Genomic DNA, 13280 nt, shown 5'->3' with positions numbered 1-13280 from the left:
CCGATGGCCATCATCGACACGACCGAGCACAGCGTTCCCGCCGACAACGGTGAGGTGAGCCTCCTCATCGCCCGGCAGGTCGACCCGGGTCACGAGGAGGACTTCGAGGTCTGGGCGCGCGGGATCCTGGAGACCGCCGCGCGCTTCCCGGACCATCTCGGGTACGGGTTGTTCCGGCCGGCGACGGAGGGTGGCCCCTGGTTCCTGGTGCACCGCTTCCGTCACCAGGCCGCCTTCGAGGCCTGGCAGCGGTCCGCGGAGCGCGCCGCGTTCTTCGCCAATTGCCAGGGTCACCACCACCACGAGATAGCCCGGCGGGAACTGCACGGCATGGAAACCTGGTTCGCGAAACCGGGCACGACCCGGCCCGCGCCTCCGCGCTGGAAGATGGCGATCAGCTCGGGGCTGGCGATCTTCCCGATCTCGCTGCTCGGCAACTCGGTGCTCGGGCCGTACCTGGTGGACCTGCCCTTCGTGCTGCGGACGGCCGCCTTCACGGTCGTCTTCAGCACCCTGATGACCTACGCGGCCATGCCCGCCGTCAGCAAGCTGCTGCGGCCATGGCTCACGCGCGGCTGAGGCCTACGGGCCGCTCGGGTCGGTCAGACCTCGTCGCCTCCGGCTCGCGGGTCAGTCGAGCTTGGTCACGTCCAGCTCACCGTCCGCGTACTGCCTGCGGATCACCTTCTTGTCGAACTTGCCGACGCTCGTCTTCGGCACGGCCCCGATGAACGTCCAGCGCTCGGGCAGCTGCCACTTGGCGATCGACTGTCCCAGGAACGCGCGCAGGCCCGGGTAGTCCACGGTCGCGCCCTCCCTGAGGACGACGGTCGCGAGCGGGCGCTCGCCCCACTTGGCGTCGGGCACGGCCACCACCGCTGCCTCGGCCACTTCGGGGTGCGCCATCAGCGCGTTCTCCAGCTCTACGCTGGAGATCCACTCACCACCCGATTTGATGACGTCCTTGGCCCGGTCGGTCAGCGTCAGGTAGCCGTCGGCGCTGATCACGCCCACGTCGCCGGTCTTCAGCCAGCCGTCGGCGCTGAACTTGTCCGCGGGCCGCAGCGGTTCACCGGACGTGCCGCCGTAGTAGGCACCCGCGATCCAGGCGCCGCGCACCTCCAGCTCGCCCGCCGACTCGCCGTCCCACGGCAGGTGGTCGCCCCCCGGGCCGATCAGGCGGGCCTCGACGCCCGCCGGGAAGCGGCCCTGCGTGATCCGGTACGGCCACTCCTCCTCGGCGCTCAGACCGGCCGGCGGGTGCGCCATCGTGCCGAGCGGGGAGGTCTCGGTCATGCCCCACGCATGGCACAGGCGGACGCCGAGCTTCTCGTACGCCTCCATCAGCGACGGCGGGCAGGCCGCACCGCCGATGGTGACCTGCTTCATCGAGGTCAGGTCGCGGGGGTTCGCGGTGACCTCGGCGAGCAGCCCCTGCCAGATGGTGGGGACGGCCGCGGCGTGCGTGGGCTTCTCCCGCTCGATCATCTCGGCGAGCGGGGCGGGCTGGAGGAAGCGGTCCGGCATCAGCAGGTTGATGCCGGTCATGAAGGTGGCATGGGGCAGGCCCCATGCGTTCACGTGGAACTGGGGGACCACGACGAGGGACGTGTCCCGGTCGGTCAGTCCCATCGACTCGGTCATGTTGACCTGCATGGAGTGCAGGTAGATGGAGCGGTGGGAGTAGACCACGCCCTTGGGGTCGCCGGTGGTGCCCGAGGTGTAGCACATGGCCGCGGCCTGGCGCTCGTCCAGCTCGGGCCAGTCGTAGTGCTCGGAGCGTCCGGCCAGGAGTTCCTCGTAGTCGTGCACCCGCACGTCGAGACCGTCGAGCACGGAACGGTCACCGGGGCCCGAGACGACCACGTGGTCGACGGTGGGCAGGTGCGGCAGCAGCGGCGCGAGGAGCGGGAGGAGGCTGCCGTTGACCAGCACCACCCGGTCCGCGGCATGGTTCACGATGAAGACCAGCTGCTCGGGAGGGAGCCGCAGGTTGAGCGTGTGCAGGACGGCGCCCATGGAGGGGATCGCGAAGTACGCCTCCACGTGCTCGGCGTTGTTCCACATCAGTGTCGCCAAAACGCTCCCGGGCTCGACGCCCAGTTCGTCGCGAAGGGCGTTGGCGAGCCGGGCCGCGCGGTCGCCGATCTCAGCGAACGTCCGGCGGTGGGGCTCCGCCTCGCCGGTCCACGTCGTCACGGTCGATTTACCGTGAACCCTGCGGCCATGCTCCAGAATCCGGCTGATGGTGAGCGGTACCTCTTGCATGGTGCTGAGCACTGGCGTCCTCCCGATGGGCGCTATCGCTCCGTCGCGACAATGGGAAGATTCTGCGCACGTACCAGGCGGTATGTCACTACCCGGGGGTAGAAAGCGCGTCGGGCCCTTCGCTGTTTCACGTGAAACGGGCGGGTCCCCCGGTTTTTCACGTGAAACGTCAGACTGGTCGAGGGCGGCGGCTCAGCGGACCGGGGCGAGTTCCGGGTCCTCCCGGAGCTTTCCCAGAGCCCGGGAGACGGCGCTCTTGACCGTGCCGACGGAGACTCCGAGCAGTTCCGCGGTCTGCGCCTCGCTCAGGTCCTCGTAGTAGCGCAGGACCACCATCGCCCGCTGCCGGTCCGGCAGCCGGGTCACGGCACGCCACATCGCGTCACGCAGCGCCTGCGCCTCCGCGGCGTCGGTGCACGGCTCCTGCTCTGCCTCCGGGAGTTCCTCGCAGCAGAATTCGTCGACCTTGCGCTTGCGCCACTGTGAGGTGCGGGTGTTGACCAGGGCCCGCCGGACGTATCCGTCCAGTGCCCGGTGGTCCTCGATACGGTCCCAAGCGGCGTAGGTCTTGGCCAGGGCCGTCTGCAGCAGGTCCTCGGCGTCGCAGGGGTTGGCGGTGAGCGAGCGCGCGGTGCGCATCAGGACCGTGCCGCGGGTCCTGACGTACGCCGAGAACGACGGGTACGGCGTCGGATTCGAGGCGAGCGTGCAGACAGGCGTGGTCATGCCTCAACGCTAGGAGCGCGCAGCGGCCCTGGGATCGGCCGCAGGTGCCGAAGCGGGATCCGTCTCAGGTTGTAGGGCCGGGCCCGGCCGCACCTCCTGAAGGTGGAGGAGGCGGCCTGCGGGACCGGGCCCCGCGTCAGCCATCGGCACTGAGGATCAGGCCGGAGGTCGGTACCCCGGTACCGGCCGTGACCAGGCTGTGGGCGGCGCCCGCGACCTGGTTTACGGAGGAGCCGCGCAGCTGTCGGACGGCCTCGGCGATGCCGTTCATGCCGTGCAGGTACGCCTCTCCGAGCTGGCCACCGTGGGTGTTGAGCGGGAGCGTGCCGGCGGCCACGTAGTCGGCGGCCTCCCCCGGCCCGCAGAACCCGAACTCCTCCAGCTGCATGAGCACGAAGGGGGTGAAGTGGTCGTAGAGGATGCCGACGTCGATGTCAGAGGGCCGCAGTCCGCTGGTCCGCCACAGCTGGCGTGCGACGACGTCCATCTCCGGAAGCCCGGTCATGTCGTCCCGGTAGAAGGAGGTCATGGCCTCCTGCCGGCGGCCGGCGCCCTGCGCTGCGGCGGTGATCACGGCTGGCGACTGTCGCAGGGTGCGGGCCCGCTCGGTGCTGGTGACGATCAGGGCCTGGCCCCCGTCCGTCTCCTGGCAGCAGTCCAGGAGCCGCAGGGGCTCGACGATCCAGCGGGACGCGGCGTGGTCGGCGAGGGTGACGGGCTTGCCGTGGAAGTAGGCGGCGGGGTTGCTCGCGGCGTACCGACGGCCGGTGACAGCCACGTGCCCGAAGGCTTCGGGGGTCAGGTGGTACGCGTGCAGGTAGCGCTGGGCTGCCATGGCCACCCAGGACGCCGGGGTGAGCAGTCCCCACGGCAGTGACCAGCCGAGGGCCGCGCCTTCCGCCGAGGGCTCGCGCTGCTGTACCCCGGAGCCGAAGCGGCGTCCGGAGCGCTCGTTGAAGGCCCGGTAGCAGACCACGACCTCGGCGACACCGGTGGCGATGGCAAGGGCGGCCTGCTGGACGGTGGCGCAGGCCGCGCCGCCACCGTAGTGGACCCGGGAGAAGAAGGAGAGGTCTCCGATGCCGGCCGCCTGCGCGACGGTGATCTCAGGGCTGGTGTCCATCGTGAAGGTGACCATGCCGTCGACATCGGCCGGGGCCAGGCCGGCGTCGTCGAGGGCGGTGTGGACGGCTTCGACGGCGAGCCTGAGCTCGCTGCGGCCGGAGTCCTTGGAGAACTCGGTCGCGCCGATGCCGACGATGGCCGCCCGGCCTCCCAGGTCGTCCCGGGTACGGACGCTCACTCTCCGGCCTCCCGGTCCGCCAGGGACACCGTGACGGTGCCGGTGACGTGGTGTCCTGTGCCGTTGGCGCCGACCACCCGGATCTCGACGGTGTCCCCGTCGAGCGCGGTGACCGTCCCGGTGAGGGTCATGGTGTCGCCGGGGTAGTTGGGTGCACCGAGGCGGATGGCCACCCTGCGCAGGGTGGCGGCCGGCCCGAGGTGGTCGGTGATGTACCGGCCGACCAGGCCATTGGTGGTCAGGATGTTCATGAAGATGTCCGGGGAGCCCTTCTCGCGCGCGAGCTCCGCGTCGTGGTGCACGTCCTGGTAGTCCCGGGAGGCGATGGCGCCCGCGACGATGAGCGTGCGGGTGACCGGGATCTCCAGCGGCGGCAGTGCGTCACCGACCCTCATGTGTCGTCCCCTCTGTGGTGGTCAGGGCTGGTGGTCAGCGGTACGGGCGGCTCGGCGGCCCGCGGCGGTTCCTCGGCCAGGAGCGTGCCCAGCTCCGCCAGCAGCTCGCTGCCGCAGCCCAGGTAGGCGTCCAGCTGCCGCCCCCACAGGAAGTGGCGGTGTACCGGGTGGTCCAGGTCCGCTCCCGTGCCGCCGTGCAGGTGCTGCCCGGCGTGCACGACCCGCTTGCCCGCCTCCGACGCCCACCAGGCGGCCGTCAGTGCGTGCCCGTCCGCGGGCAGGCCCTCGTCGATGCGCCAGGCCGCCTCGTACGTGGTGACCCGGATCGCCTCCGTGTCCATGTGGGCGTCGGCGGCGCGGAGCATGACCCCCTGGTTGGTGGAGAGCGGCCGGCCGAACTGTTCACGGGTGGAGGTGTACTCCACGGCGCGGGCCAGCGAGCCCGCGCAGACGCCCGCCTGGAGCCCGGCGAAGGCGGTACGGGCAACGGCGAGGACGTCCTCGTAGACCCGCGGCCCCCGCCCTAGCCGTTCCGCCGGCGCGCCGGTCAGCGTCAGCCGGCCCGCGGCCCACGGCGCGGTGGTCTCCACCGCCGAGGTGTCCACGCCCGGCAGGCCGGTCCGTACGAGCCACAGCGACCGTTCCGCGTCCGGGACCAGCACGTGCGTGGCGTCGCGCAGCCAGGGCACGACGGGGACGCTTCCGCTGAGCAGCCCGTCCGGTGTGGCGGTGATCCTGCCCCGGGCGGGAAAGGCTCCGGTGGCCACCGCCTCGCCCGTCCCGAGGGCGGCCAGCAACCGGGCGCGCTGGTCCGCAGTGCCGTGCCGGACCAGGGGGAGGATCCCGTAGGCGCAGGTGGAGGCGTACGGCACCTGCGCGGTCGTGCGGCCCTGTTCCTCCAGCAGGAGCACCAGCCCGAGCAGGCCGACATCCTCGACGGCGGCCGTCAGCCCGGCGGTGGTCAGGGCCTTCCACAGTTCGGCGTCACTGCCGGTGCCGGCGGCCGCGAGGCGCTCGTGGGTGGCGAGGTCGTGGAAGATGCGCGCGGCGAGGCCGGCCGCGGCGGCCTGCTCCTCGGTGGGCCGGAAGTCCATCAGCCCTCGCTCCCCCGGAACACGGGCAGTTGCAGGTCCTCGTCCACGCGCAGGAACTCCAGCCGGACGGGCAGGCCGATGCGCACCTTGTCGTAGGGGACGCCGGTGATGTTGCTGATGATCCGGACTCCCTCGGCGAGTTCCACGAGCGCGACCGCGTAGGGCGGGTCGAACGCCGGGAAGGCCGGGTGGTGCATGACGACGTAGCTGAAGACCGTGCCGGCCCCGCTCGCCTCGACGGTGTCCCAGTCGGGACTCGCGCAGGCGTGGCAGCCGGGGAGCCAGGGGAATCGGAGGGTGGCGCAGGCGGTGCAGCGCTGGACGAGCAGCCTGTGCTCGCGCACCCCGTCCCAGAATCCCTGGTTGTCCCGGTTGATCACGGGCCGCGGACGGCGCGCAGCGGGTCGTCGCTCCCGCGCGGCCCGCTGGACCGGTGCGTACTTGAGGATCCGGAAGCGGTGGGTGCCGGCGAGCTCCCCGTTCGCGCGCACGTCCATCCGGGTCGTCACGAAGTGACCGGTACCCAGCTTGGTCGTCTTGCGCGGGGAGACCGACTCGATCACGGCGTCGAAGGTGACGGTGTCGCCCGGGCGCAGCGGGCGCAGGTACTCCTGTTCACAGTCGGTGGCGACGACCGAGGTGCATCCCGCGCCGTCCAGGACCGCGAAGAGATCGTCGTAGGCGGAGGAGCGGTCGCTGTGGCCGGAGAGGCCGCCCATCGTCCAGGCCTGGAGCATGGTGGGCGGTGCGATGGCGTGCGGACCGGTGTAGGCGGGGTTGGTGTCGCCCATCGCCTCGCACCAGTGACGGATCATCGGTTCGTTCACCGCGTCCTTGGCGCGCCCGCCGGAGGCGGCGGGGCGCCCTTCGAAGGTTCTCAGCAGCGTGTGGAACCGGGCTGCCCCGTCGGCGTCCACGGCCGGGTCCGCGGTCATCGCTTCCTCCCCTTCATGCCGAGCCGCATCATGGCGACGATCTCCCGCTGGACCTCACTGACCCCGCCGCCGAAGGTGTTGATCTGGGCGGCCCGGTTCATCCGCTCCAGTTCGCCTCCCGCGAAACCCGCGGGCCCGCGTACGAGGGCCTCCTCGCCCACCGCCTCCTGGCACATCCGGTACACCTCGACGGCCGACTCGGTGCCCAGGAACTTGACGCCGCTGGCGTCGCCCGGCGCGAGGGTACCGGAGCCGACGTCCTGGACCAGGCGCCAGTTGAGCAGGCGCACCGCGGCCAGCCGTGCGTGGGCCTCGGCTAGGCGGGACCGTACCCAGGGGTGGTCCGCCGGACGCTCGCCGGTGACCGGGTCCGGGGTCCGGGCGTGCCCGAGGGCGTGCTCATAGAAGTCCTCGGCCTGCATGCCTATGGCGGCCAGGGCCACGCGCTCGTGGTTGAGCTGGTTGGTGATCAGTCCCCAGCCGCCGTGCTCGGGTCCGACGAGGTGGCCGGCGGGCACCCGGACCGCGTCGTAGTACGTGGCGGTGGTCGTGAGTCCGCCGACCGTCTCGATCGGGGTCCAGTCGAATCCGGGGGCGTCGGTGGGCACCAGGATGATCGAGATCCCCCTGTGCTTGGGGGCCTGGGGATCGGTGCGGCAGGCGAGCCAGATCCAGTCGGCGTTCTGGGCGTTGGACGTGAAGATCTTCTGCCCGTCGATCAGCCAGTCCCCTTCGGGACCGCCGTCGCGCACGGCGCGGGTGCGCAGCGAGGCGAGGTCGGTGCCGGCCTCCGGCTCCGAGTAGCCGATGGCGAAGACGAGCTCGCCCTTGAGGATGCGCGGGAGGAAGTGGTCCTTCTGCGCCTGCGTCCCGTACTTCATCAGGGTCGGCCCGACGGTGTTGAGGGTGACCATGGAGACGGGGGCGCCGGCCCGGTAGGCCTCGTCGAAGAACACGAACTGCTCGTCCGCCCCGCGTCCTTGGCCCCCGTATCCGACGGGCCAGCCGAGGCCGAGCAGTCCGTCGGCACCGATGCGCCGCAGCAGTCCCCGCTGCGCAGCCGGGTCTTCGGGCAGTCCGTCGGGCATGAGCTCGCGGAAGTAGTCCCGCAGTTCGGAGCGGAGCCGCAGCTGGTCTCCGGTCGGGGCGAGGTGCACGCGCGGGCCTCCCGGCTTCACATCGACGAGTGAAACTGACTGTCCGTCAGATCCCTGGTCGGTGTCAAGATGCCGACGAGCGGTCGGTGGACGGCGGTGACGCACCGGGGCGCCCGCACTACCGGACCCCAGCCGGTCCGGTCGCACGGGCGCCCCGAGCAGTCAGTCCCGCTTGGCGACGCTCGCATTCGATCCGTCGTTCGCGAAAGCGCCGTTGTCCGCCGCGGCCACGCCGCCGAACAGGGCGGCGGCGAGGGGGAGAGTGGCGACGGCGGCGATGACGCGGGCGGTACGGATGCTTGCCATGTCTGATCCTCCAGAAAGCCGAAGTCGCCTTCTTACCAACGGATTTGGCCGACCCCCTCGGCCGTTCTGCGGGTGACGACGCCGCGAGATCAGAGTTGCCCACCGAATCCCCGGCGAACCACCCCGGAGCGCACTGATCCCCGCAAGCATGAGCGACATCGGATAAACCTGATTCACGCCCTGTGGCCCCAAAGCAGCATCCCTGAAACGGCCGACACTCCTGCCCCACGGGAGAAGAATCGCTTTGCCGTTTTGACGCGTCCGGACATGCCAAAAAGGGCCGCGCCGTCCGGGGACCCCGCCGTCTCCCGAGCTTGCGACCCTGCGATGCCTTGCCTCGCGCCCCCCGTGCGCCCCCGGCGCCCGCCAGGGCTCACTTCCTCGCACCCCACTACCGGGGCGCCTGGGCGCGATCCTCGGCCGTGACCGGCCGGGCTCCAGCGCCCGCTGTTCCGCTCCGACCCGCCGTGTGCTTCCTACGCGGCGAGCTCCAGCCGCTGCGCGACGACACGGGTGCGCCCCCTGGCGGCAATGGCAGCGGTCTGCCGGACGGGACCGTCAGCGGTCGCAGAGGTGGCCGGCTGCCCGACGCCTCCCGCGATCCCACCCGCGGCGAGGGCCGTGGTCGAGCGACGGACGGAAGGGGTCTTGCCGTGCGCCTCGGCCCGGATCCGCTGCTTGATCGTGGGCGGGAGCGAGCCGCCCCGCATCATCGCCCGCCACGTCCGCCGCGCCATCGGGACCGGCCGGCGCCGAGTCGCCGGGACCACGGGAGCGGCCACGGAGGGGGCGTGGGCCGCAGTGGCCTTCGAGCCGAAGCCGAGGGCGGCGAGGAGCGCCGCGACCGCGGCGAGGACGACGGTCCAGAACGACGTGACGGTGCTGCGGAGAGCCATGACGGGTCCCTCATTTCGCGATGTTCCGAAGGGCGGATCTGAATACATTCGCCATGATGTTTCCGCAACCGCACGAACCCCACCACGCGCGCCGATCTTCCGACAAACACCACTCAAAGGGACCAACGCCCCCCGTCGACCTCCCCATGGAGCGACGCCGCCTGCGGCTGTTCCCCGTGCCCGCCCCACGACGAAGGGGCACCCCGGACCGGGGTGCCCCTTCTGATCAGCGCGTTCGCTGAGCTGGCGGTGGGTGTGGGATTTGAACCCACGGTGACTCGCGCCACGACGGTTTTCAAGACCGTTCCCTTAGGCCGCTCGGGCAACCCACCTGGCCGGTACAGAGTACCGGGCGGTGGGGGCCGGTGGGGGCGCGGTCAGGCGGATTGGGCCTGGTCGTAGGCCGCCTTGGCCTCATTGCCGAAGTACGGGCCGAACATCGTGTTCGGCAGGAAGTTGTAGCCGAAGCTGTTCACCGAGACCTGGGTGCCGAGGCCGGTGGCCTCGTTGAAGTCCTGGAACCAGGGGCCGCCGCTGGAGCCGCCCGTCATGTTGCAGGCCAGGCTGTGGTCCTTGGTCAGAAGGAAGTCCTTGCCGGTGTTCGCGCTGCAGTAGACCAGCTTGGTGCCGTCGTAGGGCGCGGCCGCGGGGAAGCCGAACGAGTACATCTTCTTGTTGTAGCCACCGTTGAACTGGATGCCCTGGGCGCCGACGACCTGGCTGAGCTTCTGGCCGTTCAGGGGCGCGACGACGGCCAGGCCGACGTCCATGTTCATGTCCTCGCTCGCCGCCCACTGGGTGGTCGCGAAGGTCTTGGTCGCCGACCACTGACCGTACGGCGCGTTGCCGTTGTCGTACGCCGGGACGAAGATCCAGTTGGTGTGCCAGGCTCCCTGGTACTTCACGCAGTGCCCGGCCGTGATGACCGTGCTGCCGTTGGCGCTGGTGACGGAGTCGCCGGAGCACGAAGCGGTCCGGCCGTTGAAGGTGAAGAACACCCGACCCGAGGTCTTCACGACCGCGCCGCCGCCCGTCCAGGCGCCGCCCGGCTGCGGGAAGGAGGCGGGGGAGGCCGCCGCCCGCGTCGTGGGGACCGACGTGGGGCGGCTCATCGGGGAGGGCGAGCGGTGGGAGCTTGATCCCGGGGCCGCCGTGACGTCCAGCGGAGCGGCCGCCCGCATGCGCTCGGCGGTCCAGAAGCCAGGTGTCTGCTGCTGCCGGAAGGAGGACGGGGCGGACGGGGCCTCCACTGCGGCCGAGGGGGTGGCGGCCGTCAGGGCGCCGGCGAGCAGGGCGCCCGCCGCGAGAAGAACGGATGCGACCGTGCGGTGTCGATTCACGCAGGACTCCTTCTGCCGTGCCCGGTCCGGTCGGAACCGGGCAGGGTGGGGTGAAGAGTGGTCGGTGCGGATCGGGTGCAGGGTGGCACGGCGGGCGTGAGATGTCAGGCCACAGTCGGAACGTTCGGTCGGTTCCGGCCAGGAAATGGCCAACTTCCTTCGCCACAACCCTCATACGGTGAGCAGTACGCCTCCGTAGGAGACCCCGGCCACGACCACCCAGGCACCGAGGCCGAGCACCGCCGCCCGGCCTCCGGTCCTGGCCAGGGACGGCAGGTGCACCGCGGTGCCCAGGCCGAACAGCGCGGCGGCCAGCAGTGCCTCCTGGGCGGTATGCGCCCAGTCGAGCGCCGGGCCGGGCAGTACCCCGGTGGCACGCACCGCGGCCGCCAGCAGGAAACCGGCCACGAAGAGCGGCACCGGGGCGGGCCGCCGTCCCGAGGCCGTACGCACTCCGCGCCGCCGGGCCCGTACCGAGAACGCCACTGCCGCGACGAGCGGAGCCAGGAGCGCCACCCGCATGAGCTTGACCAGCACCGCCTCGCCGAGTGCGGCGGGTCCCGCGGTCTGAGCGGTGGCCACCACCTGGCCGACGTCATGGACACTCGCGCCCACCCATCGGCCGAACTCCAGGTCGGAGAGGCCCAAAGGACCCTGGAGGAGCGGGAGTACGGCAATGGCCAAAGTTCCACACAGGGTCACGAGGGCGACGGAGGAGGCCACGTCCTCCTCATCACTGCCGGACACCTCGCTCACCGCGCCGATCGCCGAGGCCCCGCAGATCGAGTACCCGGTGGCGATCAACAACGGCTGGTCCCCCGGCAACCCCAGGCGCCGGCCCAACCACAAGGTGCCGAAGAAAGTGGCGGCGACCACCGCGCTCACCATCGCCACCGTCGACCAGCCCAGCCGGAGCACCTGGTCCAGGCCGAGACCGAGGCCGAGCAGGACGATGCCGATCCGCATCAGCCTGCGGCCCGCCAGAGACAGTCCCGGGCGCGCGGGCCCTCGTACGACGGCCCTGGTGACCGGGAGATGCGCGACGCAGATGCCCAGCACCACCGACGCGGTCAGCATCGGCACGGCCGGTACCACCAGGTGCGCGCACCATGCGAGGAAGGCACCGAAGGTGGCGAGCGTCAGCCCAGGCCACGGGGAGGGGGAGGTTTCACGTGAAACAGGAGCGGTCGGCGTTGTTTCACGTGAAACGTGGCGCAGCCGGTCCCACACCGGGCGGTGGGTGGGCCGGTTCAGCAGAGCCATCAGCCGGCCGGGATCGTGTAGACGCGGCGGACGCTACTGCCCAGGCGGGCCACGTCGGCGCCGTAGACGTGGATGGATATCGCCGTCGTTCGACAGGAGTTGCGGACCTTGTGGATGTCACCGGGCGGGGCGAACCCGCAGACGTCGCCCGGTCCGTTCACGACCTCCTCCGTCGGCACCAGGCGCGCGCCCGCCGTCGCCGTGGCCGGGGCGAGCCGGTAGCGGAGCTCGCTCTCGGCTCCTTCATAGACCCCGGCCACGCACCATGCGACGTGGTCGTGGATGGCGGTCTCCTGCCCCGGTAACCAGACCAGCGCCACCACCGAGAAGCTGCCGTCCGGCTCGGCGTGCAGCACGTGCTGCCGGTAGCGGTCCGCGTGTCCTTCGCGCTGATCGGGGGTGAGCAGATCATTCCTGCGCAGGTACGGGGCGAGCCGCTCACCGACCAGGTGGGCGGTCAGGTCGGGAACGAACCCACGCTCCACGACCGCGCGGATCTCGTGGACGAGGGCGGCCATGCTCGTGGTCGTACGGGCCGGTGTGGTGGTGGTCATACAGGGAGCGTCCGGCAGCCCATCCATCACGTCCAACGACAGTTTCGACCTGAAATCCCAGGCTGCGTTTATGGATGCGCGTGGCCGTAGCGCGTCGGCGTCAGCATCCGATGCGGTTCTCCGCCACCCGTTTCAGCTCGTCCAGGACCACGGCCGTCGCCGGGATCCGCAGGTGGTCCCGGTACACGTACGCGGCGATGTGGCGGCGCGCGGCCGGCTGGAGCGGCCGACCGCAGACCTTGGTCAGCGAGAGCGAGGGGAGCACCAGGGCGGGCATCATCGCCACCCCCAGGCCTTGCGCGACGAGGCTCTGCACCACGAGGTTGTCGTCGGTCGCGAACCGGATGTCGGGGACGAAACCGAGCTCCGCGCACTCGTGCAGCAGGTTGGCCCGGCAGCGCGGACAGCCGGCGATCCACCGTTCCCCGGAAAGGTCGGCCAGGTGGACGGCCCGGCGCCGGGCCAGTGGATGTCCGGTCGGCAGGAGCACCGTCAGCTGGTCCTCCAGCAGCTTGACCTCGGCGACCTCCTCCGGGACCTCCTCGTGCAGCCCGGGGTAGGTGAAGGCCAGCGTGATGTCGCATTCACCTCGCTGCAGCCGCCGCAGCGACTCCGGCGGTTCTCCCTCCAGCAGCTCGACCTGGATGCCGGGATGCTCCTTCGCCAGCCCGCTGAGCGCTTCGGGGACGAGTGTGACGTTGGCGCTGGGGAACCCGCAGACCCGCACCCGCCCGGTACGCAACCGGGCGTACGCCTTGAGCTGCGCTTCGGCCGCAGAGAGGCTGCCGAGGATGAATTCGGCGTGCCGGGCCAGGGACTCCCCGGCTTCGGTGAGCTGCATCGTCCGGCCGACCCGGGTGAAGAGCGGGGTGCCGACGGCGCGTTCCAGCGCCTTCATCTGCTGGGTGATCGCGGGCTGGGTGTACCCCAGGACGCGCGCGGCCGCCGAATAGGACCCGGAGGCGACCACTTCGTGGAATGTCCGTATGTGCCGAGAATCGAACACGAAGGAAGCATAAGCGGACGTTGGGAGGGGTCGTAGG

At 71.0% G+C, this 13280-nt stretch carries 13 protein-coding genes, 1 tRNA gene and 1 pseudogene; 1 reads left to right on the top strand and 14 read right to left on the bottom strand.

Going from position 1 to position 13280, the window contains the following annotated elements:
* The first annotated feature begins 3 nt into the window (after positions 1–3).
* Complete coding sequence (locus ACWGH1_RS12880) at positions 4–579, top strand: antibiotic biosynthesis monooxygenase (RefSeq protein WP_453353046.1); 576 nt, start codon at positions 4–6, stop codon at positions 577–579.
* A 51-nt stretch (positions 580–630) separates the two neighbouring features.
* Here the strand turns inward: ACWGH1_RS12880 and ACWGH1_RS12875 are convergent, their stop codons facing one another.
* The 14 genes and pseudogenes from ACWGH1_RS12875 to ACWGH1_RS12810 form a co-directional block, all read right to left on the bottom strand.
* Complete coding sequence (locus ACWGH1_RS12875; protein WP_453353047.1) at positions 631–2280, bottom strand: long-chain fatty acid--CoA ligase; 1650 nt, start codon at positions 2278–2280, stop codon at positions 631–633.
* 180 nt (positions 2281–2460) lie between these two features.
* Positions 2461–2994 carry a SigE family RNA polymerase sigma factor gene (locus ACWGH1_RS12870; RefSeq protein WP_453353048.1) on the bottom strand — a complete coding sequence of 178 codons (534 nt, stop codon included), beginning with the start codon at positions 2992–2994 and terminating at the stop codon, positions 2461–2463.
* 136 nt (positions 2995–3130) lie between these two features.
* Complete coding sequence (locus ACWGH1_RS12865; RefSeq protein WP_453353049.1) at positions 3131–4297, bottom strand: lipid-transfer protein; 1167 nt, start codon at positions 4295–4297, stop codon at positions 3131–3133.
* Entirely contained in the window at positions 4294–4692 is a 399-nt protein-coding gene (locus ACWGH1_RS12860) for a MaoC family dehydratase (protein ID WP_453353050.1), read from the bottom strand. The genes ACWGH1_RS12865 and ACWGH1_RS12860 overlap by 4 nt, the downstream gene beginning before the upstream one ends.
* On the bottom strand, positions 4689–5786 hold the full coding sequence (locus ACWGH1_RS12855) for an acyl-CoA dehydrogenase family protein (RefSeq protein WP_453353051.1): 1098 nt from the start codon (positions 5784–5786) through the stop codon (positions 4689–4691). The genes ACWGH1_RS12860 and ACWGH1_RS12855 overlap by 4 nt, the downstream gene beginning before the upstream one ends.
* Entirely contained in the window at positions 5786–6721 is a 936-nt protein-coding gene (locus tag ACWGH1_RS12850) for a bifunctional MaoC family dehydratase N-terminal/OB-fold nucleic acid binding domain-containing protein (protein ID WP_453353052.1), read from the bottom strand. Before ACWGH1_RS12850 ends, ACWGH1_RS12855 begins: the two co-directional genes overlap by 1 nt.
* Positions 6718–7878, bottom strand: coding sequence for an acyl-CoA dehydrogenase family protein (locus ACWGH1_RS12845; RefSeq protein WP_453353053.1), 1161 nt, complete (start codon positions 7876–7878; stop codon positions 6718–6720). Before ACWGH1_RS12845 ends, ACWGH1_RS12850 begins: the two co-directional genes overlap by 4 nt.
* Before the next feature lie 174 nt (positions 7879–8052).
* Positions 8053–8334: pseudogene (locus ACWGH1_RS12840) on the bottom strand (hypothetical protein); the annotation flags it as partial.
* Between the two features lie 326 nt (positions 8335–8660).
* Positions 8661–9080: a DUF6344 domain-containing protein gene (locus ACWGH1_RS12835; protein WP_453353054.1), complete on the bottom strand. Its 420-nt coding sequence runs from the start codon at positions 9078–9080 to the stop codon at positions 8661–8663.
* A gap of 244 nt (positions 9081–9324) precedes the next feature.
* Positions 9325–9412, bottom strand: a tRNA-Ser gene (locus ACWGH1_RS12830).
* Positions 9413–9457: 45 nt separating this feature from the next.
* The gene (locus tag ACWGH1_RS12825) at positions 9458–10420 is read right to left on the bottom strand and encodes a trypsin-like serine peptidase (protein ID WP_453352382.1); all 963 of its coding nucleotides are present in this window, start codon (positions 10418–10420) and stop codon (positions 9458–9460) included.
* Between the two features lie 171 nt (positions 10421–10591).
* Complete coding sequence (locus ACWGH1_RS12820; protein ID WP_453352381.1) at positions 10592–11683, bottom strand: YeiH family protein; 1092 nt, start codon at positions 11681–11683, stop codon at positions 10592–10594.
* Positions 11683–12237, bottom strand: a complete 555-nt coding sequence (locus ACWGH1_RS12815; RefSeq protein ID WP_453352380.1) for a cysteine dioxygenase — start codon at positions 12235–12237, stop codon at positions 11683–11685. The genes ACWGH1_RS12820 and ACWGH1_RS12815 overlap by 1 nt, the downstream gene beginning before the upstream one ends.
* A gap of 100 nt (positions 12238–12337) precedes the next feature.
* Positions 12338–13243: a LysR substrate-binding domain-containing protein gene (locus tag ACWGH1_RS12810; RefSeq protein WP_453352379.1), complete on the bottom strand. Its 906-nt coding sequence runs from the start codon at positions 13241–13243 to the stop codon at positions 12338–12340.
* Between the last annotated feature and the right edge of the window lie 37 nt (positions 13244–13280).

The organism is Streptomyces sp. NPDC054883, assembly GCF_053610645.1.
Note: the sequence above shows the minus strand (reverse complement) of the source record. Positions and strands in the feature narration are given on the sequence as shown.

What these genes read in the sequence shown, in the direction of transcription:
- ACWGH1_RS12880 (WP_453353046.1), top strand. Translation starts at nt 4, where the DNA reads ATGGCCATCATCGACACGACCGAGCACAGCGTTCCCGCCGACAACGGT.
- ACWGH1_RS12870 (WP_453353048.1), bottom strand. Translation starts at nt 2,994, where the DNA reads ATGACCACGCCTGTCTGCACGCTCGCCTCGAATCCGACGCCGTACCCG.
- ACWGH1_RS12860 (WP_453353050.1), bottom strand. Translation starts at nt 4,692, where the DNA reads ATGAGGGTCGGTGACGCACTGCCGCCGCTGGAGATCCCGGTCACCCGC.
- ACWGH1_RS12855 (WP_453353051.1), bottom strand. Translation starts at nt 5,786, where the DNA reads ATGGACTTCCGGCCCACCGAGGAGCAGGCCGCCGCGGCCGGCCTCGCC.
- ACWGH1_RS12850 (WP_453353052.1), bottom strand. Translation starts at nt 6,721, where the DNA reads ATGACCGCGGACCCGGCCGTGGACGCCGACGGGGCAGCCCGGTTCCAC.
- ACWGH1_RS12835 (WP_453353054.1), bottom strand. Translation starts at nt 9,080, where the DNA reads ATGGCTCTCCGCAGCACCGTCACGTCGTTCTGGACCGTCGTCCTCGCC.
- ACWGH1_RS12820 (WP_453352381.1), bottom strand. Translation starts at nt 11,683, where the DNA reads ATGGCTCTGCTGAACCGGCCCACCCACCGCCCGGTGTGGGACCGGCTG.
- ACWGH1_RS12815 (WP_453352380.1), bottom strand. Translation starts at nt 12,237, where the DNA reads ATGACCACCACCACACCGGCCCGTACGACCACGAGCATGGCCGCCCTC.